The 24680-nt window shown below is 68.3% G+C and carries 21 protein-coding genes; all 21 read right to left on the bottom strand.

Annotation, left to right across the window (positions count from 1 at the left end):
• Positions 1-4 precede the first annotated feature (4 nt).
• A complete protein-coding gene (gene atpD, locus FHS42_RS13465; protein WP_184572438.1) occupies positions 5-1459 on the bottom strand; it encodes a F0F1 ATP synthase subunit beta in 1455 nt (484 codons plus the stop codon).
• 1 nt (position 1460) lies between these two features.
• Complete coding sequence (locus FHS42_RS13460; RefSeq protein ID WP_184572437.1) at positions 1461-2387, bottom strand: F0F1 ATP synthase subunit gamma; 927 nt, start codon at positions 2385-2387, stop codon at positions 1461-1463.
• Positions 2388-2389: 2 nt separating this feature from the next.
• Positions 2390-3961: a F0F1 ATP synthase subunit alpha gene (gene atpA, locus FHS42_RS13455; protein WP_184572436.1), complete on the bottom strand. Its 1572-nt coding sequence runs from the start codon at positions 3959-3961 to the stop codon at positions 2390-2392.
• Positions 3962-4083: 122 nt separating this feature from the next.
• Positions 4084-4908: a F0F1 ATP synthase subunit delta gene (locus FHS42_RS13450; RefSeq protein WP_184572435.1), complete on the bottom strand. Its 825-nt coding sequence runs from the start codon at positions 4906-4908 to the stop codon at positions 4084-4086.
• Entirely contained in the window at positions 4905-5459 is a 555-nt protein-coding gene (locus FHS42_RS13445) for a F0F1 ATP synthase subunit B (RefSeq protein ID WP_184572434.1), read from the bottom strand. Before FHS42_RS13445 ends, FHS42_RS13450 begins: the two co-directional genes overlap by 4 nt.
• Before the next feature lie 40 nt (positions 5460-5499).
• Positions 5500-5748 (bottom strand): ATP synthase subunit C-like protein, encoded by a 249-nt coding sequence (locus tag FHS42_RS13440; RefSeq protein ID WP_184572433.1) that lies wholly within the window; start codon positions 5746-5748, stop codon positions 5500-5502.
• Positions 5749-5824: 76 nt separating this feature from the next.
• A complete protein-coding gene (atpB, locus tag FHS42_RS13435) occupies positions 5825-6634 on the bottom strand; it encodes a F0F1 ATP synthase subunit A (RefSeq protein ID WP_184572432.1) in 810 nt (269 codons plus the stop codon).
• A 264-nt stretch (positions 6635-6898) separates the two neighbouring features.
• Positions 6899-7333 carry a Cg1360 family ATP-synthase-associated protein gene (locus FHS42_RS13430; RefSeq protein ID WP_184572431.1) on the bottom strand — a complete coding sequence of 145 codons (435 nt, stop codon included), beginning with the start codon at positions 7331-7333 and terminating at the stop codon, positions 6899-6901.
• Between the two features lie 332 nt (positions 7334-7665).
• Positions 7666-9012: an MraY family glycosyltransferase gene (locus FHS42_RS13425; RefSeq protein WP_184572430.1), complete on the bottom strand. Its 1347-nt coding sequence runs from the start codon at positions 9010-9012 to the stop codon at positions 7666-7668.
• 95 nt (positions 9013-9107) lie between these two features.
• Positions 9108-10409, bottom strand: a complete 1302-nt coding sequence (glyA, locus tag FHS42_RS13420; protein ID WP_184572429.1) for a serine hydroxymethyltransferase — start codon at positions 10407-10409, stop codon at positions 9108-9110.
• Between the two features lie 512 nt (positions 10410-10921).
• Positions 10922-11599, bottom strand: coding sequence for an arsenate reductase/protein-tyrosine-phosphatase family protein (locus FHS42_RS13415; protein WP_221476465.1), 678 nt, complete (start codon positions 11597-11599; stop codon positions 10922-10924).
• Entirely contained in the window at positions 11596-12243 is a 648-nt protein-coding gene (locus FHS42_RS13410; protein ID WP_184572428.1) for an L-threonylcarbamoyladenylate synthase, read from the bottom strand. Before FHS42_RS13410 ends, FHS42_RS13415 begins: the two co-directional genes overlap by 4 nt.
• Before the next feature lie 130 nt (positions 12244-12373).
• Positions 12374-13255, bottom strand: coding sequence for a peptide chain release factor N(5)-glutamine methyltransferase (gene prmC, locus FHS42_RS13405; RefSeq protein WP_184572427.1), 882 nt, complete (start codon positions 13253-13255; stop codon positions 12374-12376).
• 9 nt (positions 13256-13264) lie between these two features.
• The gene (prfA, locus tag FHS42_RS13400) at positions 13265-14344 is read right to left on the bottom strand and encodes a peptide chain release factor 1 (RefSeq protein WP_184572426.1); all 1080 of its coding nucleotides are present in this window, start codon (positions 14342-14344) and stop codon (positions 13265-13267) included.
• Positions 14345-14509: 165 nt separating this feature from the next.
• A complete protein-coding gene (gene rpmE, locus FHS42_RS13395) occupies positions 14510-14734 on the bottom strand; it encodes a 50S ribosomal protein L31 (RefSeq protein WP_184572425.1) in 225 nt (74 codons plus the stop codon).
• 306 nt (positions 14735-15040) lie between these two features.
• Complete coding sequence (locus FHS42_RS13390; protein ID WP_184572424.1) at positions 15041-16252, bottom strand: LCP family protein; 1212 nt, start codon at positions 16250-16252, stop codon at positions 15041-15043.
• Positions 16253-16858: 606 nt separating this feature from the next.
• Positions 16859-19063 (bottom strand): transcription termination factor Rho, encoded by a 2205-nt coding sequence (rho, locus tag FHS42_RS13385; protein WP_184572423.1) that lies wholly within the window; start codon positions 19061-19063, stop codon positions 16859-16861.
• 407 nt (positions 19064-19470) lie between these two features.
• Positions 19471-20385 (bottom strand): homoserine kinase, encoded by a 915-nt coding sequence (gene thrB, locus FHS42_RS13380; RefSeq protein WP_184572422.1) that lies wholly within the window; start codon positions 20383-20385, stop codon positions 19471-19473.
• A gap of 331 nt (positions 20386-20716) precedes the next feature.
• Complete coding sequence (gene thrC, locus FHS42_RS13375; protein WP_184572421.1) at positions 20717-21817, bottom strand: threonine synthase; 1101 nt, start codon at positions 21815-21817, stop codon at positions 20717-20719.
• 8 nt (positions 21818-21825) lie between these two features.
• The gene (locus FHS42_RS13370; protein ID WP_184572420.1) at positions 21826-23118 is read right to left on the bottom strand and encodes a homoserine dehydrogenase; all 1293 of its coding nucleotides are present in this window, start codon (positions 23116-23118) and stop codon (positions 21826-21828) included.
• Between the two features lie 161 nt (positions 23119-23279).
• Positions 23280-24671, bottom strand: coding sequence for a diaminopimelate decarboxylase (lysA, locus tag FHS42_RS13365; protein ID WP_184572419.1), 1392 nt, complete (start codon positions 24669-24671; stop codon positions 23280-23282).
• Positions 24672-24680: the final 9 nt, after the last annotated feature.

Below are 24680 nucleotides of genomic sequence, written 5' to 3'. Positions count from 1 at the left end.
GACGTCAGGCGACGCCCAGCTCCTTGGCCTTCGACTTCAGGTCATCCAGGCCACCGCACATGAAGAACGCCTGCTCGGGGTAGTGGTCGTACTCACCGTCGGCGATCGAGTTGAACGCGCTGATCGACTCGTCCAGCGAGACGTCCGAGCCGTCGAGTCCGGTGAACTGCTTCGCCGCGTGGGTGTTCTGCGACAGGAAGCGCTCGATACGACGGGCGCGGTGGACGGTGAGCTTGTCCTCCTCGCCGAGCTCGTCGATACCCAGGATCGCGATGATGTCCTGCAAGTCCTTGTACTTCTGCAAGATCCCCTTGACGCGGGACGCGCAGTCGTAGTGCTCCTGCGTGATGTAACGCGGGTCCAGGATGCGGGACGTCGAGTCCAGCGGGTCCACCGCCGGGTAGATGCCCTTCTCCGAGATCGGGCGGGAGAGCACCGTCGTCGCGTCGAGGTGCGCGAAGGTGGTCGCCGGAGCCGGGTCGGTCAGGTCGTCGGCGGGGACGTAGATCGCCTGCATCGAGGTGATGGAGTGACCACGGGTCGAGGTGATGCGCTCCTGGAGGAGGCCCATCTCGTCCGCCAGGTTCGGCTGGTAACCCACCGCGGACGGCATGCGCCCGAGCAGTGTGGAGACCTCGGAACCGGCCTGCGTGAAGCGGAAGATGTTGTCGATGAAGAACAGCACGTCCTGCTTCTGGACGTCGCGGAAGTACTCGGCCATGGTCAGGCCGGCCAGCGCGACGCGCAGCCGGGTGCCCGGGGGCTCGTCCATCTGGCCGAAGACCAGCGCGGTCTTCTCCAGCACGCCCGACTCAGTCATCTCGTCGATGAGGTCGTTGCCCTCACGGGTGCGCTCGCCGACACCGGCGAACACGGAAACGCCCTCGTGCAGCTTGGCCACACGCATGATCATTTCCTGGATGAGGACGGTCTTGCCGACGCCCGCACCGCCGAACAGACCGATCTTGCCGCCCTTGACGTACGGGGTCAGCAGGTCAACGACCTTCAGGCCGGTCTCGAACATCTCGGTCTTCGACTCAAGCTGGTCGAAGGCCGGGGCCTGGCGGTGGATCGGCCAGCGCTCGGTGACCTGAGCCTCGGCCTCGGAGTCGTTGAGGATCTCGCCAAGGGTGTTGAACACCTTGCCCTTGGTGATGTCCCCGACCGGCACGGTGATGCCGTTGCCGGTGTTGGTGACCGAGGCCTGGCGCACCAGACCATCGGTCGGCTGCATGGAGATCGCACGGACCATGCCATCGCCCAGGTGCTGGGCGACCTCAAGGGTCAGCTTCTTGAGCTTGCCGTCCTCGGCCGGGTCAGCCACCTCGACGGTCAGCGCGTTGTAGATCTCCGGCATCGCATCGACGGGGAACTCCACGTCGACAACCGGGCCGATGACCCGCGCGACACGGCCGGTGGCCACGCCGGCAGGAGCGGTCGGCTCAACAGTGGTGGTCATATCAGTCACTCCCCGCGGTCGCGTCGGCCAGGGCGCTGGCGCCACCGACGATCTCGCTGATTTCCTGGGTGATGTCGGCCTGGCGGGCCGCATTGGCAAGCCGCGTGAGCGACTTGATGAGGTCTTGCGCGTTGTCGGTCGCCGACTTCATCGCGCGCCGCGTGGCGGCGTGCTTGGAAGCGGCCGACTGTAGCAGCGCGTTGTAGATCCGACTCTCGACGTACCGCGGCAGCAGGGCGTCGAGGACGTCCTCAGCCGAGGGCTCGAAGTCGAACAGCGGCAGAATCTGGTCCTTGGCCGCGCCCGTCGTCTCCGCGTGCGCTTTCGCTTCGTCGATGCTCAGCGGCAGCAGCCGCTTGTCGATCGCCGTCTGCGTCATCATCGACACGAACTCGGTGAAGATGATGTGCAGTTCATCCACACCGCCCTCGGCCGTTTCCTGGCTCACGGCCGCAATCAGCGGGGCCGCGACTGCCTTGGCGTCCGCGTACGTCGGATCGTCCGTGAAGCCCGTCCAGGATTCCGTGACCGTACGGCCGCGGAAGTTGTAGTAGGCGACACCCTTACGACCGACGATGTACGGAAGGACCTCCTTGCCCTCGGCGGTGAGCCGCTTGGTGAGCTGCTCGGCCGCCTTGATGGCGTTGGAGGAGTAGCCGCCGGCCAGACCGCGGTCGCTCGTGATGAGCAGCACGGCGGCCCGCGACGGGCGCTCCATCTCGGTGGTCAGCGGGTGCTTGGTGTTGGACCCGGTGGCCACCGCTGTCACCGCGCGAGTGAGCTCGTTCGCGTACGGCGAGGACGCTGCGACCTTCCGCTGCGCCTTCACGATCCGCGACGCAGAGATCATCTCCATCGCCTTGGTGATCTTCTTGGTGGCCGTGACGGACTTGATGCGGCGCTTGTATACCCGTACCTGGGCGCCCATGCTCAGCCCTCACCCAGCAGCTTGCCGTCCGAGGTCTCGAACTGCCGCTTGAAGGACGCGATGGCCTCGGCCATGGCCTGGAGCGTGTCGTCCGACATCTTTCCGCCTTCGCGGATCGACACCAGCAGGTCCTTGCGCTCACGGTGCAGGTGGTCAAGGAGCTCGCGCTCGAAGCGGCGAATGTCCTCAACCGGCACGTCGTCCATCTTGCCGGACGTACCGGCCCAGATGGAGACGACCTGGTCCTCGGTGGAGTACGGGGCGTACTGGCCCTGCTTCAGCAGCTCGACCATGCGCTTACCGCGCTCAAGCGATGCCTTGGAGGCCGCGTCCAGGTCGGAACCGAAGGCGGCGAACGCCTCCAGCTCACGGTACTGGGCGAGGTCCACGCGCAGTCGGCCGGAGACCTGCCGCATGGCCTTGTGCTGAGCGGAGCCACCGACTCGGGAGACCGAGATACCGACGTTCAGCGCCGGGCGCTGGCCCGCGTTGAACAGGTCGGACTCCAAGAAGCACTGGCCGTCGGTGATGGAGATGACGTTGGTCGGAATGAACGCCGACACGTCGTTGGCCTTGGTCTCCACGATCGGCAGACCGGTCATGGAGCCGGCGCCGAGGGCGTCGGAGAGCTTGGCGCAACGCTCAAGGAGCCGCGAGTGCAGGTAGAAGACGTCGCCCGGGTAGGCCTCACGGCCCGGCGGGCGGCGCAGCAGCAGGGACACGGCGCGGTAGGCGTCGGCCTGCTTCGAGAGGTCATCGAAGACGATCAGGACGTGCTTGCCCTGGTACATCCAGTGCTGGCCGATGGCCGAGCCGGTGTACGGGGCGAGGTACTTGAAGCCCGCCGGGTCCGAGGCCGGAGCGGCGACGATGGTCGTGTACTCCAGCGCGCCCGCCTCCTCCAGCGCGCCGCGCACGCCGGCGATGGTGGAGCCCTTTTGGCCGATGGCGACGTAGATGCAGCGAACCTGCTTCTTCGGGTCGCCGGAACGCCAGTTGTCGCGCTGGTTGATGATCGTGTCAACGGCCAGGGCGGTCTTGCCGGTCTGCCGGTCGCCGATGATGAGCTGACGCTGACCGCGGCCGATCGGGGTCATCGCGTCAACGGCCTTGAGGCCGGTCTGCATCGGCTCGTGCACCGACTTACGCACCATGACGCCGGGAGCCTGTAGCTCCAGGGCGCGGCGGCTTTCGGTCTCGATCTCACCGAGGCCGTCGATCGGGGCGCCGAGCGGATCGACAACGCGACCCAGGTAGCCCTCGCCAACAGCGACGGAGAGCACCTCGCCGGTGCGTGTGACCGGCTGGCCCTCCTCGATGCCGCTGAACTCGCCGAGGACGACCGTACCGATCTCGCGCTCCTCAAGGTTGAGGGCGAGACCAAGGGTGCCGTCCTCGAACTTCAGCAGCTCGTTCGCCATGGCCGAGGGCAGTCCCTCGACCTTCGCGATGCCGTCGCCGGCAGCGCTGACCGTACCGACCTCCTCGCGCGAGGCCGCGTCCGGCGTGTACGCCTGGACAAAGTTCTCCAGTGCGTCCCGGATCTCCTCCGGCCGGATCGTGAGCTCCGCCATCTGGGTTCCCTGCTCTCCTTGTTGGGCCCGAAGTTTTTTCTGGGGGGTCTGGGGGCTACCCCCCAGAGGACTCAGTCGGCCCAACTCGGGCCGCTAGCAATGCTTGTTGAGTTGGTGGCTGGTCAGCCGGCCATGCGCCGGGCCGCCTCATCGAGGCGGTCCGCGATGCTTCCGTTGATGACCTCGTCGCCGATGCGCACCGTGATCCCGCCGAGGACGGTGGGGTCCACGTCGAGGTTGAGGTGCACCGCTCGCCCGTACATCCGGGCGAGTCCACCGCCCAGGCGCTGCTTCTGCTGATCAGTAAGCGGCACCGCGGAGGTGACGGTGGCCACCACACGGCTACGACGGTCCGCGGCCAGCTTGGCGAGGGCTTCGAGCCCCACCTCCAGGCTACGTCCTCGGGGCTGAGTGACGAGACGGACCACCAGCCGCTCAGTAACGAGGTTGGCCCTGCCTCCGAGCAGCGTGCGCAGCAGTTCCGCCTTGGCCGCGGTGGCGCCCTGGTGGGCGCCCTTCGCGGTCAGCGCGGCCCGCAGCTCGGGGGAGGAAGCGACGATCCGGCCAAACCGGAACACCTCGTCCTCCACGTCATCGAGCGTGCCGGTCCGCTGTGCGGCGATGAGGTCGGCGCTGGCCGCCAGCGATTCGACCGCGTCCGTGAGGTCACGCGGGCGCGACCAGCGGGAGCGGACCATGCCGGAGACCAGGTCCAGACTCTCGCCGCCGAGCTGGCTGGCCAGCAGTCGGCTGACCAGTTCGGCCTTGGCCTCGCCGGACTGCGCCGGGTCGGTCAGCGCCCGACGCAGCGACACCTCGCGGTCGAGCAGCGTGGTGACGGCGGCCAACTCCTCGGCGAGCTTCGTCGCGTCAACGGACGTGTTGTCCGTCAGCGCGTCGAGTCGCTCGCGTGCGGAGGCCAGCGCCTCGCGGCTCGCTCCGTTCATCGCGTGGCCTCGGCCTTCGTCGCGCTGTCCTCAAGCCCGTCGAGGAAGCGGTCGATGGTGCGGCTCTGCCGGGCGTTGTCCTCAAGCGCCTCGCCGACGAGCTTGCCAGCCAGTTCGGTGGCGAGCCTGCCCACGTCCTGGCGCAGCGAGAGCGCGGCCTGCTTGCGGTCGGCCTCGATCTGGGTGTGGCCGGCAGCGATGATGTCCTCACGCTGCCGCTGGCCTTCCGCACGCATCTCGGCGATGAGCGCGGCACCTTGCTCCTGTGCCTCCTGGCGCAGCCGCCCAGCCTCGTGGCGAGCGTCGGCGAGCTGAGCCCGGTAGTCATCGAGAACCTGCTGCGCCTCGGCCTGAGTGGCCTCGGCCTTCTCCATGCCGCCCTCAATCGCCGCCCGACGCTCATCCAGTTTGCTGTTGATGTTCGGGAGGAGCTTCTTGGCGAGGAAGAGGAAGACGATCGCGAAGGCGATCAGACCGATGACGAGCTCTGGGATCGGCGGAACGAGGGGGTTCTCTGCCTCCTCGGACGCCAGGTGTACCAGGGCGTTCACATCAGTGCCTTTCGTCGAATCAACGGTACGTACGCCGCGATCAGCTGGTCGGGTAGACGAACGGCATGACCAGACCGATCAGGGCGAGCGCCTCACAGAAGGCGAAGCCCAGGATCTGGTTGGCGCGAATCAGGCCAGCCGCCTCGGGCTGACGAGCGAGCGCCTGGGTGCCGTTACCGAAGATGATGCCGACGCCGACGCCGGGGCCAATGGCCGCGAGGCCGTAGCCGATCGAGCCGAGGTTGCCCTTGATTTCGACACCAGCGGCGATGGTCTGGAGAGCGGACATGCTGGTTCTTCCTTCTCTTTCACGGACCGGTGGGGGTTGGCCACCGGACGTCTGTTGGACTGAGGGAGGCGAGGGCTCAGTGCTGCTCGGCGAGAGCGCCCTGCACGTAGGTGGCCGCCAGCAGCACGAAGACGTACGCCTGGACAGCCTGGATGAAGAGCTCGAAGGCGGTCATCACGATGGTCAGCAAGAACGAGACACCCGCGTAAGCGATGCCGATCCCGTTGAGCAGATACCAGCTTGCGATGGTGAACATCAGCAGCAGCAGGTGACCGGCGAACATGTTGGCAAAGAGCCGGACCGCATGTGTGAAGGGCCGCACGATGACGTTGGACATGAACTCCAAGAACATGACCAGCGGCAGGACCCCGCCGAGGGACTTGTCGTAGCCGGTGATGTTCTTCAGGCCGCCGATGAAGCCGTGCTTACTGAAGGTGAGGTACATCCACAGGACGTAGACAATCAGAGCCATCGCGGCGGGGAAGGCGATGATCGAGGTCGCCGGGAACTGTGCCACCGGGATGATCGACCAAAGATTCATGATCCACACGAAGAAGAACAGCGAGACCATGAGAGGGACGTATTTCTCGCCCTCCTTCTTACCGAGGGTCTCGTAGACGATGCCCTTGCGGACAAAGTCGTACCCTGCCTCGCCGATCATCTGTAGCTTGCCCGGGACCACCTTGGCTTTCCCGAAGGCTGCCCAGAAGAACCAGACGATGGCTACCGTTCCGAGCAGCGCCAGCAGCATCGGCTTATTGAACTCGAAGCTGCCGACGGTGAAGATCGGATCGAAGGTGAACGAGTGAAGCCCCGGAGCCGGGAAGCCGCACCCGTCAAAGATGTGGCAATCGGTCTCGAAGGCGAGTGTCTGGTCAGAACTCACCGAGAGCTCCTTCAGCGTGGCGCATGGGTACGGCAACCTCGTTGTGTCGGCGCGGCACGGAGCCGCGGAACGGCACTGGACTGGTCTTGCGGATTAGAGAGCGGCTGATCGGCTCTGGGCCAGGTCGGATCGCTGGCACCTGCCGCAATGGCCGCTGGTTTCGTCCCGTGGAATGCGGGAGTTCAGCCGCCTGCGCCAGCAGTGCCGCAGATGGCACCGGACGATAGCAGGCGCTCGCGCGGACATTTATCCCGCCCCTACGCGTCACGTCGTGGACCCTGCGGTCTCTGGCTTCCTGGCCTCTGCCGCCGGATCAACGTAGAAGATCTTGGCCTTCATGTGCGCACGGGCCTGGGCGCCGATCCATACGACGGTGACGGCGACCAGCGTGATGGCGAACGCCCTGGGATTAAAGAACGTGGCGTTTTGGAACACGGCGACAAAAATCACCATCAACAGCAGCTGCCCGACATACAACACAAGCCCAATGCCCTGAAAAAGCTGCGGAAGGGATTTGGCGACCCATTGGAGGACGCCGAGCCCGATTCCCATGAAGGCGACCACCAGCACGGTGCCGAAAACGGCGCCGATCGCCCCCTTGCCACCGGCAAATGCCGCACTGGCCGCGACGGCGATCACACCGGCGGCGGCGGCAGGTCCGGCGGTGTAGAGAAGCATTCGGGCGTCATTGGACTGCATGGCGGCAGCTCCGGCTGGGCGAGAGGGCGGGTGTCGTCATGGACGAGCGTAGCTCCGGGCAGGGGATGACCTGAGACCCGAAGGACCATCGCACTGGGGCCCTTAGGTTCTGTGCACCGGGTTTCGTGAACGGTATCACAAACTATTTGATGAGGTCTTTACCTACAAAGTGTGGTCCACATCACACAAACGGGCTAGTTCTGTCGCATCCTACTGACGTCAGGCTGCGAGTCTGCTATGAGGACGCCTGCCCCATTTCGGCCCACTAGATGTGCGCCACAGTATCGTCCGGGCGCCCCGCCGTGCATACGGCGACGATGCGCACGCATCCATCAGCGATGGGTACTGATCTTCCGGCGCTGCGGCAGCCGCGAGCGGTCGCCGATGGCGGTGGCCCCGTGGAAACCAGCGGGCACCGCCTCCCGCTCGTCCTCCTCGGTCGCGTCCGCCATCTCCGGTGCGCCAGCGCCTACTTGGGGCATGGCGCCCGCGGCGTGGGCGCCGCGGTGACGGCCACGTCGGTAGCGGGGCGGAAACACGTTCTCCGCCCACCGCGGCGCGTGCGGCGTAAACCGCGGCAACAGCAAGAGCACCAGGCCCACGCCGCTCAGCGCGGCGATCGCGAGGACCACCCAGACGCTGGCGGAGTTCACCGAGTACGCCACCGCGCCGAAGGCGATCAGCGCGGACCAGAAATACATGATCAGCACCGCCCGGCTGTGCGAGTGCCCGATCTCCAGGAGCCGGTGGTGCAGATGCCCGCGGTCGGCGGCGAACGGCGACTGGCCGTTCCAGGTACGGCGCACGATCGCGAGCACCAGGTCGGCGACGGGCACCGCGATCACCGTGAACGGAAGCAGCAGCGGAATATAGACCGGGACCATCGCGTGCACAGCAGCGCGCTCGGAGCCCGCCGATGAGTTCAGCAGGTCCGGGTCCACCTGCCCGGTGATGGAGATCGCGCCCGCGGCCATCACCAGACCAATCAGCATCGAACCCGAATCGCCCATGAAGATGCGCGCCGGGTGCATGTTGTGCGGCAAGAAGCCCAGGCACATGCCCATGAGAATCACCGCGAACAGCGTCGCGGGGGCCGCCGCCTCCACCCCGTACCCGAACCACATGCGGTACGCGTACATGAAGAACGCCGTGGCCGCGATGCAGACCATGCCGGAGGCCAACCCGTCCAGCCCATCCACGAAGTTGACGGCGTTGATGGTGATGACGACCAGCGCCACCGTCAGCAGCGTGCCCTGCATGGGGGTCAGCGAGACGGTGCCGACACCGGGCACCGGAATCCACAAGATGGTCAGCCCCTGGAGGACCATCACGCCCGCGGCGATCATCTGGCCGCCGAGCTTGACCAGCGCGTCCACGCCCCACTTGTCGTCCAGTACGCCAAGGAGCCAGATCAGCCCGGCCCCGGACAGGAGTGCGCGCGGCTCGTTGGAGATCTCGTAGACGCTTTTGAGGTTGGTCAGATGGGCGGCGACGAGAAGTCCTGCGCACAGCCCGCCGAACATCGCGATCCCGCCCAGTCGCGGAGTGGGCTCGCGGTGCACATCACGGGCGCGGATCTCTGGCATCGCGCCGGCCGCGATGGCGAACTTTCGCACCGGCCCGGTGAGCAGATAAGTGACCGCAGCCGTGACACACAGCGTCAGCAGGTATTCACGCACAGGCTGCCCCAGAAGTTTCGCTGGCCATCACAGCCCCACACCCTATGCGCGTCCGGTCTGCTTCCGTGAACTTCAAGGAAGACGCACGGGGACCGTCAGTGGTTCCCGGCACCGGTCCGAGGATCATCGCTCGCTGGATAAGGGGGAAAGATTCCGGCCAGTGTTGCCACCTGGCTACGCACCGCCCCGTCTTCCCGTAGCGCGGCACCGATCAACCGTCCCACCTGCTCCATCTCGGCCTCGCCCATGCCCTGCGTGGTGAGCGCCGCGGTGCCCAACCTGATGCCCTTCAGATATCCGGCGGGCCGGCCGGGGCTTGGCAGAGCACAGGTGTCCAAGACGATCCCGGCGGCGGCCAGGCGCCCCCGTGCGGTACGCCCGTCGAGGCCAAGACCGGTGACATCGGCACTGATCAGGTGGGTATCGGTGCCGCCCGTGGCGAGATCGAGCCCCTCCCCCGTCAGCACCTCGGCCAGCGTGCGCGCGTTGCTGACCACCTGATGGGCGTACGTGGCGAAGCCGGGCGTTGCCGCCTCCGCGAAGGCGACCGCCTTGGCGGCGACGGTGTGCATCTGGGCGCCGCCCTGGGTGAAGGGGAAGACCGCCCGATCGATGCGCTCGGCCAGGCCCGCACCGCACAAGATCAAGCCACCTCGGGGGCCGCGCAGCACCTTGTGTGTGGTGGCGCAGACCACATCCGCGTACGGGACCGGATTGGGCGCCACACCGCCCGCGACCAGCCCGATGGGGTGGGCCGCGTCCGCAATGAGATAGGCGCCCGTCTCGTCCGCGATCTCCCTGAAAGCCGCGTAGTCCGGGTGCCTGGGATAGGAGATCGAGCCGCAAACGATGGCCTTGGGGCGGTGGGCGAGGGCCAGCGCGCGGACCTGCTCGTAGTCGATGAGGCCGGTGGAACGGTCCACGCCGTAGCCGACGAAGTCGAACCAGCGGCCGGAGAAGTTCGCCGGTGAGCCGTGCGTGAGGTGTCCGCCGTGCGGCAGGGCCATGGCAAGGACGGTGTCGCCAGGACGCAGCAGCGCGGCGTATGCGGCGAGCACGGCCGAAGAGCCGGAGTGCGGCTGTACGTTGGCGTACTCGGCGCCGAACAGGGCTTTGGCCCGGTCCACGGCGATCCGCTCGGCGAGGTCCACCAGTTCACAGCCGCCGTGGTGGCGGGCGCCGGGGTAGCCCTCGGCGTACTTGTTGGCCAGCGGCGAGCCCAGCGCCGTCAGCACGGCCCGCGAGATGAAATTTTCTGCCGCGATGAGCTGAAGGCCGCCGGACTGCCGTTCCACTTCCCCGAGCAGCACCCCCGCCAGCTCCGGATCGGCCCGGCGCAACGCGTCGAGGTCGGTTCCCCAGGGGGTCTTCGGCAAGGACGTGGCGATGAGGGACATGGCACTGTCTCCGGGCCTAGAGGGGGCGTAAGCCCAATGTAGGTCCGGCGGTCCTGACCCGCCCGGTGTGTGCACCAAGCGGCGGCCCGCCCGGCCCGCACCTCGCGTATGCACGCGTACCGCTGGCACCCCTCGTCACGCACCGCATCACACCGATGCGCCATAGGGCGCTCGCGCCGCTGAGCGCTGTCGTGTCGCTCGTACGAGGGAGGGAGGCGGCTGCCCCTTCAGATGGCGGCACAGGGCGGCTCACGCGTATCTCAAGCCCCACACGACGGGCACTGCTCGACAGCCGCTACGCGATAGGCACTGCGCGACAGGCACTGCGCGCCGGGCGCTCCACCGTGCCGGTCCGCCACCACCCAGCAGGCCGCCCCGCGGGCCGGCCATGGGCCAGGGCACGGGCTCCGCCACGGGGCACCCGCTACGGGGCAGGTCGAGCGTCCACTACGGGGCAGGTCGAGCGCCCCGCCATGGGCCCGGCAGCAACCCCCGCCAGGCGCACGCCGCACTCACGCCGGAGTCGGCACTCCCGTCAGGGCGGTGACCACCGGGTCCAGCGCCTGGTTGATCTCATCGCCGATGCTGCGAAAGAACGTGATCGGTGCCCCGTACGGATCGTGCACCTCATCCGCCTCCTCACTGGGAGCGAGCAGCCAGCCGCGCAGCGCGGCGGCGGCCCGCACCAGGGTGCGGGCGCGCTCCACCACGCCGCCCGCCTGTTCGGGGTCCGGCAGTGTCGCGGGGTCTATGGCCCGTACGAGCCGGGTGAACTCCTTGAGCGTGAAGGTGCGCAGACCGGCCGAGTGCCCCATCGAAATGACCTGCGCGCGGTGATCGCGCGTAGCGGTGAGGACCAGATCGGCGCGGATGACGTGCTCATCGAGCAGTTCACGGCCGAGGAAGCCGTCCGGGTCCGCGCCGAAGTCGGACAGCACGGTCGCGGCGTGCGCCTCCATCGGCGCGCCCTCATGGCCCCAGGTGCCTGCGCTCTCCACGACGAGGCCGCCGATGTACGGGTCACCGAGCCGGTGCGCGAGGGCATGCCGGTTCAGCCGCTCGGTGATGGGCGAGCGACAGACGTTGCCGGTGCTGACGTGGAGGATGCGAAAGGTGCCCGCACCGTGGTCGAGCCCACCATCGCGGGAGAACTCACCGTCCGCTATGCCACGCCCTTGCGGGGACGTCAATTGGCCACCTCAAGATCGGGTACGACCTCGCGCAGCTCATCGGCGCTGAGCGCACCCGCGCGCAGCAGCACCGGCACCTTGCCCGTGACGTCCACGATGGAGGAGGGCACGGCGGCCGGGGTCGGCCCGGCATCGAGGTAGACCGAGACGGAGTCGCCGAGCATGTCCTGGGCCGCGTCGCAGTCCTGCGGAGAGGGGTGTCCGGTCAGGTTGGCGCTGGAGACGGCCATCGGCCCGAACTCCGTCAGCAGCTCGATCGCCACCGGGTGCAGCGGCATCCGCACGGCGACCGTGCCCTGGGTCTCCCCCAAGTCCCAAGTCAGCGACGGCTGGTGGCGGGCGACCAGGGTGAGCGCACCCGGCCAGAACGCGTCCACCAGTTCCCACGCCTGCTCGGAGAAGTCGGTGACCAGGCCGTGCAGGGTGTTCGGGGACCCGACGAGAACAGGCGTGGGCATGTTGCGTCCGCGGCCCTTGGCCTCCAGCAGATCGCCGACCGCCTCCGCGCTGAAGGCGTCCGCCCCGACCCCGTAGACGGTGTCGGTGGGCAGCACGACCAGTTCACCGCGGCGGATCGCGGACGCGGCCTCACGCAGGCCGGTCTTGCGGTCGGTCGCGTCACCGCAGTCGTATCGCCGAGCCATTAACGGACCTCCTCGTACGTGACCAATGTCTGCCGCGCTGTGCTGGGGCGCGCCGCGGCTGCGCTGTGCGGGCAAGCCCTTGCCGTGCCGTCCGTCATGGCACCTGCTGTGCCGTCCGTCATGGCACCCGTCATGGCATGGCCCGGCGCGCCGTGGCGAAGCGGGGGCGGTTGTTCAAGTCCGGGTGGTCCGCGGCGTCCGCCCACCCCCGTTCCTCGGTGAAGATCCACGGCACTTGGCCGCCCTGGGTGTCGGCGTGCTCGACGACGACGACGCCACCGGGGCGCAGCAGTCGGTACGCGGTGCGCTCGATGCCGCGGATGGTGTCGAGGCCGTCCTCGCCGGAGAACAGCGCGAGCGAGGGGTCGTGGTCGCGGGCCTCGGGGGCGACGTACTCCCACTCGGTCAGCGGCACGTACGGCGGGTTGCTGATCACCAGGTCCACCTGCCCGTCCAGCTCGGGCAGCGCGGACAGCGCGTCCCCGTGGTGCAGGACGACACGGGAGCCCTCCACGTTCTTACGGGCCCACTGCAAGGCCCCCTCGTCCAGCTCCACGGCGTGCACCCGCGAGCGGGGCACCTCCTGTGCGAGGGCCAGGGCGATGGCCCCGGAGCCGCTGCACAGATCGACGATGAGCGGTTCGACGACGTCCATGGCGCGCACCGCGTCTATGGCCCAGCCGACCACCGACTCGGTCTCCGGACGGGGCACGAACACGCCCGGGCCGACGTGGAGTTCGAGATAGCGGAAGAAAGCGCGCCCGGTGATGTGCTGGAGCGGTTCGCGGGCCTCACGGCGGGCGACGGTCTCCCAATAACGGGCATCGAAGTCCGTGTCGGCGACGGCGTGCAGCTCACCCCGCTTGACGCCGTGCACGAACGCGGCGAGTTCCTCCGCGTCAAAGCGCGGCGATGGCACGCCCGCGTCGGCCAGCCGCTGGGTGGCTTGCGCCACCTCGGCGAGCAGTACGGACCGCGGGTTCGGGGGGCGACCCCCGGGTGACTGCTGCACGGGCCCCTCCTACTGGGCAGCGGCCAGCTTGGCCGCGGAGTCGGCGTCAACGCACGCCTGGATGACCGCGTCCAGTTCGCCGTCGAGCACCTGGTCCAAGTTGTACGCCTTGAATCCGACACGGTGGTCGGAGATCCGGTTTTCCGGAAAGTTGTACGTGCGGATGCGCTCGGACCGGTCCACCGTACGGACCTGGCTACGGCGCGCGTCGGACGCCTCGCGCTCGGCCTCCTCCTGCGCCGCGGCCAACAACCGTGAGCGCAGGATACGCAGTGCCTGCTCCTTGTTCTGGAGCTGGCTCTTTTCGTTCTGACAGGACACGACGATGCCGGTGGGCAGGTGGGTGATCCGCACCGCGGAGTCGGTGGTGTTGACGGACTGGCCGCCGGGCCCCGAGGAGCGGTAGACGTCGATCCGTAGGTCGTTCGGGCCGATCTCGACCTCGACCTCCTCGGCCTCTGGCGTGACCAGGACACCGGCGGCCGAGGTGTGGATGCGGCCCTGCGACTCGGTGGCGGGCACCCGCTGGACGCGGTGCACCCCGCCCTCGTACTTCAGCCGCGCCCATACGCCCTGGCCCGGCTCGGTGGCGCCATTGCCGCCCTTGGTCTTCACGGCGACCTGGACGTCCTTGTAGCCGCCGAGGTCGGACTCGTTGGCCTCGATGATCTCGGTCTTCCAACCGACGCGCTCGGCGTAGCGCAGATACATCCGCAGCAGGTCGCCCGCGAACAGCGCGGACTCCTCGCCGCCTTCGCCGGCCTTGACCTCAAGGATGACGTCCTTGTCGTCGCTGGGGTCGCGGGGCACGAGCAACAGCCGCAGCTTCTCGGTGTACCCCTCGCGAAGCCGCTCCTGCTCCTTGACCTCGTCGGCGAACTCCGGGTCATCGGCGGCCAGTTCGCGACCGGCCTCGATGTCGTCACCGCACCGCTTCCAGTCGCGGTACGTGGCAATGATCGGGGTCAGCTCCGCGTACCGCTTGCCTAGCCGCATCGCCTCCCGCTGGTCGGCGTGGACCGCGGGATCGGCGAGCCGCCCTTCGAGGTCGGCGTGCTCGCCGATCAGTTCCTCGACCGCCTCGAACATCGGGACTCGTTTCTCCGCAAGGGGCTGGGGTGGGTCAGGTGCCTCGTCGCCGGTGGGCGCGGGGGTGGGTGCGGCGGCTTGACATCGGAAATCGCCGCTACGACAGAACGCCGGTTCTCGGCCACCCCGGGGCGGGGCGGCCGGGAACCGGCGCCGGTTGGGTCGCTACTTCTTGGCGGACCCGGCGTTCTTGCCGAAACGGGCCTCGAAGCGGGCCACACGGCCACCCGTGTCGAGGATCTTCTGCTTGCCCGTGTAGAACGGGTGGCACTCGGAGCAGATGTCGGCACGGATGCTGCCATCGCCTACGGTGCTACGAGTGGTGAACGACGCGCCACAGGTGCAGCTGACCTGGGTCTCGACGTATTCGGGGTGAATTTCGCGCTTCAAGGGAATCTCCTAGTTTTCGGGAGGGCACCGGGTCGTTGGGCCCCTTCCGCCCGATGGGCGGGCTGGAAGGGAATGCTTGCCTGACGTGAACCGGGGCCGACGTACCAGTCTGCCAGCACTGGCCGTATCTCCCAAAACGGGGTCCGGCGGCGAGGTATTCCCCAGCCCCGCAGAGCCCGCCCGCAGCACGCTTCGCACTGGCGAGGACGACAGCTCAGGGCCCGGTCCCGCCTGCCCCCTGCGGCCCTCTCCCGCGCTGGCCCTCGCCTCCGGCGGCCCCGCCCCGGCGCTGAGCCCGTGCCGCGCTCAGCGCTCCGTCCCGCCCCCCGCTCGCGGCGGCGTGGTCGAGGCTTCGGTGCGGGGCTCGGCCGACTTCTCCGGCCCGCCAGTGGGCGACGTGTCGTCGCCGACCACCTTGCCGGCGTCCGTCGCGTCCCCCGCCGATCCCTTCGTCGCCGACTTGGGGATCGGCTGGTCGGCGAGGAGCGCCTGCCATACCTGGCCCGCCTTCTCGCGCAGCGGCAGCACCCGGTTCCTGTCGTTCGGGTCGTACTGCACGGGCAGCGTGACCATCTCCATGTTCTTGGAGTCGATGCCCTTGAGGCCGCGTGCGAAGCCGAGCAGCTTGTCAACCGACGCCAGATCGGAGTCGGTGGTGAGCGCCCCGGTCGAGGTGTCGGCCAGGTCGTAGAGCCGCTTGGGGTTGCCGAACACCCCGACTTGCTTGACCTGGTCGATCAAGGCCTTGATGAACGCCTGCTGGAGCTTGATGCGCCCCAGGTCGCTGCCGTCGCCCACGCCATGTCGGGTACGCACCAGGCCGAGCGACTGCTCGCCGGTCAGGGTGTGCTCGCCCGGCTCCAGGTCGAGGTGGCTGTCCTTGTCGTGGATTGGCTCGGTGGTCGTGATGTCCACGCCGCCGAGCACGTCGATGAGGTTTTGAAAGCCGGAGAAGTCCACCTCAAGGTAGTGGTCCATGCGGATGCCGCTCATGGACTCGACCGTCTTGACGGCGCAGGCCGGGCCGCCGACCTCGTACGCGGTGTTGAACATCGCGTTCTTGGCGGCCGGCGCCTCCTTGTCGTTCTTCGTGCAGGTGGGCCGCTGGATCAGCGTGTCGCGCGGGATGCTGACGACGCTAGCCTTCTTCCGGCCCTCGTAGACGTGCACGATCATCGCGGTGTCGGAGCGAGCACCGCCCTCGTCGCGACCGTACTTGCCGTTCTTCCCGGCCCGGGAGTCCGAACCGAGGACAAGGATGTCCATCGAGTCGTTGTCCACGTCATCGGGGCGGTCGGTACCAAGGGCGGCGTTGATGTCCACGCCGGTGAGGTTGCCGTTGAGCTTGTAGTAGGCGTACCCGAGGGCGCTTCCCCCCAGGAGCACCACGGACGCGGTTATCCATGCCGTGAGCACCAGGGCCCGGTGCCGCTTGCTCGGCGTCTTACGGCGGCGACCGGTGGCTTTTCGGCCATGGCCGCGCCGCACCGCCGACACGCTCTTACTCTCGTCCGCCATGCGCTCCTCAGTCCTCGGTGGTTCCGCTACCCCCTGCCGCCATCTTCTGGCGCGCCCCATCGTGACTAGTCAGACGAGAGCCCGGGCGTCAGGGTTGCATAGCGTGAGGTAGCGAAAAATCGTGCGAGAGCTGGCTGATCTTTATGCCCGGCGTTCCGTGGCATACCTGTTCACCTGCTGTTTCGCCGCATACGGTGGCATCAGTTAGGGCAGATTTGGCCGGGAAATGCTGTGTCCCACATCTCAGTGGATCGTCGAGTAGCGACCGGTCACAGCGCTGCGTAGCGCCGCTCGACCCCGTACAACGCCCCCACAATGCCCGCACATGCCGTGTAGCGGCGCACAGCCCCCATAAACCCCGCTACAGGGCTGCCACGGGGCCACCACAGGCCGCGCAGCCTCGGATAGCGCCGTGCGGCGCTCCAGCTTCGTACGAGGTGCCCAGCGCCCCGTCCCCGCTCACGCGGAAGGGCCCCTTCCGCCGACGTGCTGCGGAAGGGGCCCTGAGCCCACTTACGAGTCGGCGCGCTGACAGCCGCCGCACTCGTTATGCGCGCCTACGGGCGCCGTACCCCGGTGGGGGTGGCGGCCAGCGCGGCCGTGCCGTTAGTCGCCGTTGGGCGTGGTCTTGGCGATCTGCATCAGGAACTCGGCGTTGGACTTGGTCTGCTTCATCTTGTCCAAGAGCAACTCGATGGCCTGCTGCGAGTCCAGCGCGTGCAGCACCCGGCGAAGCTTCCAGACGATCGCCAGCTCCTCGCTGCCGAGCAGGATGTCTTCCTTACGGGTGGAGGACGCGTCCACGTCCACCGCCGGGAAGATGCGCTTGTCCGAGAGCTTGCGGTCGAGCTTGAGCTCCATGTTGCCGGTGCCCTTGAACTCCTCGAAGATCACCTCGTCCATGCGCGAGCCGGTGTCCACCAGCGCGGTGGCCAGGATGGTCAGCGAGCCGCCGTCCTCGATGTTCCGCGCGGCGCCGAAGAACTTCTTCGGCGGGTAGAGCGCGGTGGAGTCCACACCACCGGACAGAATGCGGCCGGAGGCCGGCGCCGCGAGGTTGTACGCGCGGCCGAGCCTGGTGATGGAGTCGAGCAGCACCACGACGTCATGACCGAGCTCTACCAGCCGCTTTGCCCGCTCAATGGCCAACTCGGCGACGGTGGTGTGGTCCTCAGCCGGACGGTCGAAGGTCGAGGAGATGACCTCGCCCTTGACGGACCGCTGCATGTCGGTGACTTCTTCGGGCCGCTCGTCCACGAGGACGACCATGAGGTGGCACTCGGGGCTGTTGTGCGTGATCGCGTTGGCGATCGCCTGCATGATCATGGTCTTACCGGTCTTCGGCGGGGCCACGATCAGACCGCGCTGGCCCTTGCCGATCGGCGTCACCAGGTCGATGATCCGGGTGGTCAGCGCGCCGGACTCGGTCTCAAGGTGCAGCCGGTCCTGCGGGTACAGGGGCGTCAGCTTGCCGAACTCGGGACGGCCACGGCCGGTCTCCGGCGCCATGCCGTTGACCGAGTCGAGCCGCACCAGCGCGTTGAACTTCTCGCGCCGCTCGCCGTCGCGCGGCTGCCGCACGGCGCCGGTGACGTGGTCGCCCTTGCGCAGCCCGTTCTTACGGACCTGGGCGAGGGAGACGTAGACGTCGTTCGGCCCCGGGAGGTAGCCGGAGGTACGGATGAACGCGTAGTTGTCGAGGATGTCCAAGATGCCCGCGACCGGGATCAGTACATCGTCCTCGGTGACCGGCGGCTCGTTACCGAACTCCTCACGGCCGCGCCGCCCGCGCCGGTCGCGGTAGCGCCCGCGCCGGCCGCGCCGGCCGCCCTCGAAGTCATCGCCGTCATCGTCGGGCCGCTGCTGGCTTTGACCGCGGCTCTCGCGCTGCTGCCGGCCGCCGCTCTGGGCTCCGTCGTCGTTCTTGCCGCGACGGCCCTCACGCTCGCCGCGGTCTGCGCGCTCACCGCGGCCTTCGCGGTCGCCGCGGTCAGCACGGTCGCCGCGGTCAGCACGCTCACTGCGGTCAGCACGCTCACTGCGGCCTTCACGCTCGCCGCGGTCAGCACGCTCGCCGCGCTCAGCGCGGTCACTGCGCTCGCCGCGGTCGCGCTGGTTGCCGCGCTCCCTGCGCTCGCCCTTTTGGCCGCGCTCACCACGCTCGGAGCGCTCACCCTTGGCGGGCTTGCCGTCGCCGCTGTCAGCGGCAGCGCCGGCGGGCTCGGCCCTGGCATCGGCTCTGGTGTCCGTCTTGGTGTCGGCCTTGGCATCGGACTGCGGCTCAGCGGCGCTCTCGGCGCCTTCCGGGCTGCCCGCCTGTGCGGTGGCGCGGCGCCTGCGGCGCTCGCCACCTGCGGGGGTCTCGTCACTGACCGGCTGGCCGGGGATGTCAATCTGCTGCTGAGCGGGGGCCTGCTCGGCCGCCTGCTCGGACTGCTTGTCGGCTCCCTCGCCGGTACGGGCCTTGGAGGTTGCGCGGCGCTTGGGCTTGGTCGGCGCCTCGCTGGCAGGCGCGCTCTCGGCGCTCTTGGCGGGGCCGGAGCTGGCCTGCTTCTCCTTGATGACCTCGATCAACTGGCTCTTCCGCATCCGCGCGGTGCCCTTGATGCCGAGGCTGGAGGCGAGCTGCTGAAGCTCCGCCAGGACCATGGCGTCAAGGCCGGTACCGGAACGGCGCCGCCTGGGGGCACTAGCAGTGGCACCGGTGGCAGGCGCGGCGGGAGCGTCCGTTGCGGGCGCGGCGGCATTACCGACAGAGCTGTCGGTGTTGCCCGAGGCGTTCACGCCCATCAGATCGGTGGTGTCGCTCACGAAGGGTCCTTCCCTGGAGCGGGCGTCGGCCTGTCTGGCTCGGCGACCGGTTGTGCTGTCCGGCTGTGGTCCTTTACATGGACCTGACCGGGGCGGTGGTCCGCCAGGACGGCGGAGAGAATTCGGTGCTGGGTCCGGCGCGCGGAAGAGACGTATCACTCAGATCCGCCACGCCGATTCCGGAGCGTGCTCGTCACTGCTCAAGCAGGGTGCTTAGGCAGTTGGGGAGGCTCCCGGAAGAAGGGTGGTCCCGGATGGGGACGGTGAGCACTGCGCCTTTGCAACAGGCCAAAAGGCGACAGGTGCAGACTTGAGGTTAACACTACCGGCTCCAACAAACATTCCCCCTCTCCAAGTCCGGCAATCGCATTTCAGCCAGGCCCGGGGTTGCCCCTAGGTCCGGTGTCTCAGGCGAGCGGTAGGACGCTCGCACCCCCACCGTCGAGAGCCAGCCGATTGGCCGCCCACCCCTCACCCGCCAATCGTGCGACCTTGTCGGCCGCGCCGCTTTCGGCCAGTGCGAGCACCGTGGGGCCCGCACCGGAGATGACCGCAGGGACGCCGTCCGCGCGCAGCCTGCCCATCAAGGCCACGCTCTCCGGCATCGCAGCGGCGCGATACTCCTGGTGCAGCCGGTCTTCGGTGGCCGTCAGCAGCAGTTCGGGCCGCCTGGTCAGGGCCTCCACGAGGAGCGCGGCGCGGGCCGCGTTGGCCGCCGCGTCCCCATGCGGAACCGTGCGCGGCAGCAGCCCGCGTGCGGTCTCGGTAGACACCGCGCGAGCCGGAACGAAGACCACCGGAACGACGGAGTCCGCCGGCGTCATCCGAATCGCTCGCGCGCTGCCCGCGTCCATCCAAGACAGCGTGAATCCGCCAAACAAACAGGCAGCGACATTGTCGGGGTGCCCCTCAAGTTCGGTGGCCAACTCAAGCAGTGCCTCGTCGCCGAGCCGCTCGGCACCGCCTATGGTCACCGCACGCGCGGCCATGATGCCCGCGCAGATGGCCGCGGCCGACGATCCGAGCCCACGGCTGTGCGGAATCCGGTTGGCGCACACCAGTTCCAGCCCGCGAGGCTGGCCGCCGAGCAGGTCAAAAGCGGCCCGTAGAGAGCGTACGAGCAGATGGTTCTCGTCGCGCGGCACGGTGTCTGCGCCCTCGCCCGCGATGTCGATGTGTAGTCCGGTGTCGGCGACCCGGACGACCACGTCGTCGTACAGCCCAAGGGCCAGGCCGAGGGTGTCGAAGCCGGGGCCGAGATTGGCGCTGGTGGCGGGGACGCGCACCCGGACGGCGGCGGCACGGAACGCTGGACCGGCCATCGCTCGATGACTCTCCTTGTGAGGCTACGGATGTGTGGCAACGATTGGGTGCGGGCTGCGGTGTACGGGCTGCGAAATATCGAAGAAGTAAGGAACACCGCGAGGGCCGTTACGGCGATGCCGCACAGAGGCGATTGCTCTGTGGCGGGGCGGATTCAGTACAGCTTATCGAAGGAAGGTTCTGTGGCGACATAGGGCGCACGGGAGGCGCACGATGCGTGTCGTGTGCCGTCCCGTGCTCCTTTACTACTGCTGTACGGCACGAGACCAAGGGAGTTAACGGGTATTCCGCACTGCCGTTACCCGACCCACAGGCTCCGCTTACCGACTGTTAGGACAGGCCGAGGGGGCCGGCGGCGGCGTCCGCATCCACCGGCACCGTGACCGGCTGCGGCGCACCCGCCACCGCCCAGTCCGGGTCCTTGAGCCCGTTTCCGGTGACCGTACACACGATGCGCTGGCCCGGATCGACCTTGCCCTGCTCGGCGGCCTTCAGCAGTCCGGCGACGCTGGCGGCCGACGCCGGCTCGACGAAGACACCCTCTTGGGCCGCGAGCAGCCGGTAGGCGGCCAGGATTTGACGGTCAGTCACCTCGTCGATGAAGCCGCCCGACTGGTCGCGGGCCCGCTCCGCCTGCTCCCAGGACGCGGGATTGCCGATGCGGATCGCGGTGGCGATGGTGTGCGGGTCCTTGACCGGCTCACCACGCACGATCGGTGCGGACCCGGACGCCTGAAAGCCCCACATGCGCGGCGTGCGGGAGGCTACGGCGGCGTGCTGCGAGGTCGCCGTCGCGTACTCCTGGTAGCCCTTCCAGTAAGCGGTGATGTTGCCCGCGTTGCCCACCGGGAGCAGATGAATGTCGGGCGCGTCGCCGAGCGCGTCAACGACCTCGAACGCGGCGGTCTTCTGCCCCTCGATACGTGCCGGGTTGACCGAATTGACCAGCGCCACCGGGTACTTCTCGGACAGTTCGCGCGCCAACGTGAGGCAGTCGTCGAAGTTGCCGTCCACCTGGAGGATGCGCGAGCCGTGCACCAGGGCCTGACCCATCTTGCCGAGCGCGATCTTGCCCTGCGGCACCAGGACGGCGCACACCATCCCGGCCCGTACCGCGTACGCCGCGGCGGAGGCCGAGGTGTTTCCGGTGGAAGCGCAGATGACGGCCTTGGCGCCGGCCTCCTTGGCCTGGGTGATGGCCATGGTCATGCCGCGGTCCTTGAAGGACCCGGTCGGGTTGGCGCCCTCGACCTTGAGATGTACCTCACACCCGGTGCGCTCGGAGAGCACCTGAGCGGGCACCAACGGCGTACCCCCCTCGCGGAGCGTGACCACCGGGGTGCTGTCGCTGACGGGTAGCCGGTCGCGGTACTCCTCGATGACACCGCGCCACTGATGGGTGCCCTGCCGAGCGCTGATGTTTGCGGTCATTGCTTTCGTTACTCCCCTTCAACCCGCATGATGCTCGCGACGCCGCGTACCGTGTCGAGCTGCCGAAGCGTCTCCACGGTGGCCGAAAGCGCCGCATCCGGCGCCCGGTGCGTCACCACGACTAGTGACGCCTCACCGTCCTTGCCCTGCTGGCGGACGGTGTCGATGGAGACGCCGTGTTCGGCGAAGACCTGGGCGACCTGCGCGAGAACGCCCGGCTTGTCGGCGACGTCAAGGCTGATGTGGTAACGCGTGACCACCTCACCCATGGGGCTGACGGGAAGCCGCGTATACGCGGACTCACCGGGGCCCGTGGTACCCGCCAGCTTGTTGCGACAGGCGGCGACCAGGTCGCCGAGTACGGCCGATGCGGTCGGCGGGCCGCCGGCCCCGGGGCCGTAGAACATCAACTGACCCGCCGCCTCGGCCTCGACGAAGACCGCGTTGTACGCCTCGCGCACCGAGGCCAGCGGGTGGGTCAGCGGAATCATCGCCGGGTGCACCCGCGCGGTGACCGAGCGACCATCGCCCGCCCGCTCACAGATCGCGAGCAGCTTCACCGTACAGCCCATGCGCTTTGCGGACGCGATGTCCGATGCGGTCACCTCGGTCAAGCCCTCGCGGTGCACATCGTCGAGCCGCACCCGGGTGTGGAAGGCGATCCCGGCCAGGATCGCGGCCTTGGCCGCGGCGTCGAAGCCCTCGACATCGGCGGTCGGGTCGGCCTCGGCGTAACCGAGTGCGGTCGCCTCGTCCAACGCCTCGGAGTATCCGGCGCCGCTGGAGTCCATCTTGTCGAGGATGAAGTTGGTGGTGCCGTTGACGATGCCGAGCACCCGGTTGACGGTGTCCCCGGCCAGCGACTCGCGCAGCGGTCGCACCAGCGGAATGGCGCCGGCCACGGCCGCCTCGTAATAGAGGTCGGCGCCCCGCTCCTCGGCGGCGGCGTGCAGCGCGGCCCCGTCCTCGGCGAGCAGCGCCTTATTGGCCGAGACCACACTGGCACCATGCTCGAAGGCGGTGGTGATCAGCGAACGGGCGGGCTCGATGCCGCCGATGACCTCGATGACCACGTCAATGTCACCGCGTTTGACCAGCGCCGTCGCATCGGTGGTGATCAGCTCGGCAGGCACGCCGGCGCGCGCCCGCCCGGGGCGGCGCACGGCGATCCCGGCCAACTCGACCGGTGCCCCGATGCGCGCCGTGAGGTCGTCCGCGTGCGTCGCCATGATGCGCGCCACCTCTGAGCCGACCACACCGCAGCCCAGCAGCGCCACCTTCAACGGACGCGTACGCATCATCCGACCTCGTTTCCTCTGCTTCTACCGCACATACGTCGTGCACCAGTCTCACTCACTGGACGGGAGTTTCCGTCACCCGTCCAGTATCCGAGATGTCTATTTCGCCTGTCGGCACGCGGTGCTCCCGAACTGTGCCCGGGCCCGTACCGACACCTCAAGTGTCACCCGACATCGAGCCGCAGCAGGTCCTCTTCGGTCTCCCGGCGCACGATGACCCGCGCCGACCCGTCGTTCACGGCGACGACGGGGGGCCGCAGCGCATGGTTGTAGTTGCTGGCCATCGAGCGGCAGTACGCGCCGGTCGCGGGCACCGCGATCAGATCCCCCGACGCGATATCGGCCGGCAAGAAGGCATCGCGTACGACGATATCGCCGGACTCGCAGTGCTTGCCGACCACCCGCACCAGCATCGGCTCGGCGCTGGACGAGCGGGAGACGAGGGACACGGAGTATTCGGCGTCGTAGAGCGCGGTGCGGATGTTGTCCGACATTCCGCCGTCCACGCTGACGTACGTCCGCAGCCCATCGAGTTCCTTGACGGTGCCAACCTCGTACAACGTAAACGCCGTGGGGCCAACGATCGCGCGCCCCGGCTCGACGGAGATACGCGGCACCGCAAGCCCGGCGGCCCTGCACTCTCGGGTAACGATGCTGGTGAGGGAGGTGGCGATCTCGCGCGGCTCGCAGGGATCGTCATCGGATGTGTACGCGATGCCGAGGCCACCGCCGAGGTCGATCTCGGGCAGCTCAACGCCGTGCTCGTCGCGTACCTCCGCGAGAAGCTGCACGACCCGCCGCGCTGACACCTCAAAACCGGCCATGTCGAAGATTTGCGAGCCGATGTGCGAGTGGATGCCGATCAGCTCAAGCCCGTCCAGCTTCAGCACCCGCCGCACCGCCTCGGCGGCCTGTCCGCCAGCCAGCCCGATGCCGAACTTCTGGTCCTCGTGGGCGGTGGCGATGAACTCATGGGTGTGTGCTTCGACGCCGACGGTGACCCTGATCTGCACCGGCTGCCGCTTGCCGAGCTCCTGGGCGATGTGCGCGACGCGCACGATCTCCTGGAACGAGTCGAGCACGATGCGCCCCACGCCGGCCTCGATGGCCCGGTGGATCTCCTCGGCGGTCTTGTTGTTCCCGTGGAAGGCGATGCGCTCGGCGGGCATCCCGGCGGCGAGCGCGGTGGTCAGTTCGCCACCGGAGCACACATCGAGGTTGAGCCCCTCCTCGTGCAGCCACCGCACGATGGCCCGCGACAAGAACGCCTTCCCGGCGTAGAACACGTCGGCCGCACCGCCGAACGCCTCGTGCCAGGCCCGGCAGCGCGCCCGGAAGTCGCTCTCGTCCAGGAAGTACGCGGGCGTGCCGAACTCCTCGGCCAGCGCCCGCACATCGAGCCCGCTCACACTGACCGAACCCTCCTCGGTGCGGGTAACGGTACGAGCCCACACCTTGGGGTCGAGCGCGTTGAGATCGGCGGGCGGAGCGGAATAGTGCCCCTCGGGCAGCACATCGGCGTACCGGGGCCCTGCGGGGTGAGCGGAACGACTCATGAACGTACG

The organism is Streptomyces zagrosensis, from assembly GCF_014203645.1.
Lineage (GTDB): Bacteria > Actinomycetota > Actinomycetes > Streptomycetales > Streptomycetaceae > Streptomyces > Streptomyces zagrosensis.
Note: the sequence above shows the minus strand (reverse complement) of the source record. Positions and strands in the feature narration are given on the sequence as shown.

Coding starts and splice junctions, on each gene's coding strand:
- FHS42_RS13460 (WP_184572437.1), bottom strand. CDS start 2,387: ATGGGCGCCCAGGTACGGGTATACAAGCGCCGCATCAAGTCCGTCACG.
- glyA (WP_184572429.1), bottom strand. CDS start 10,409: ATGTCCCTCATCGCCACGTCCTTGCCGAAGACCCCCTGGGGAACCGAC.
- FHS42_RS13390 (WP_184572424.1), bottom strand. CDS start 16,252: ATGGCGGACGAGAGTAAGAGCGTGTCGGCGGTGCGGCGCGGCCATGGC.
- atpA (WP_184572436.1), bottom strand. CDS start 3,961: ATGGCGGAGCTCACGATCCGGCCGGAGGAGATCCGGGACGCACTGGAG.
- prfA (WP_184572426.1), bottom strand. CDS start 14,344: ATGTTCGAGGCGGTCGAGGAACTGATCGGCGAGCACGCCGACCTCGAA.
- lysA (WP_184572419.1), bottom strand. CDS start 24,671: ATGAGTCGTTCCGCTCACCCCGCAGGGCCCCGGTACGCCGATGTGCTG.
- thrC (WP_184572421.1), bottom strand. CDS start 21,817: ATGACCGCAAACATCAGCGCTCGGCAGGGCACCCATCAGTGGCGCGGT.
- FHS42_RS13410 (WP_184572428.1), bottom strand. CDS start 12,243: ATGGCTCGGCGATACGACTGCGGTGACGCGACCGACCGCAAGACCGGC.
- FHS42_RS13370 (WP_184572420.1), bottom strand. CDS start 23,118: ATGATGCGTACGCGTCCGTTGAAGGTGGCGCTGCTGGGCTGCGGTGTG.
- FHS42_RS13440 (WP_184572433.1), bottom strand. CDS start 5,748: ATGTCCGCTCTCCAGACCATCGCCGCTGGTGTCGAAATCAAGGGCAAC.
- FHS42_RS13450 (WP_184572435.1), bottom strand. CDS start 4,908: ATGAACGGAGCGAGCCGCGAGGCGCTGGCCTCCGCACGCGAGCGACTC.
- atpD (WP_184572438.1), bottom strand. CDS start 1,459: ATGACCACCACTGTTGAGCCGACCGCTCCTGCCGGCGTGGCCACCGGC.
- FHS42_RS13430 (WP_184572431.1), bottom strand. CDS start 7,333: ATGCAGTCCAATGACGCCCGAATGCTTCTCTACACCGCCGGACCTGCC.
- thrB (WP_184572422.1), bottom strand. CDS start 20,385: ATGGCCGGTCCAGCGTTCCGTGCCGCCGCCGTCCGGGTGCGCGTCCCC.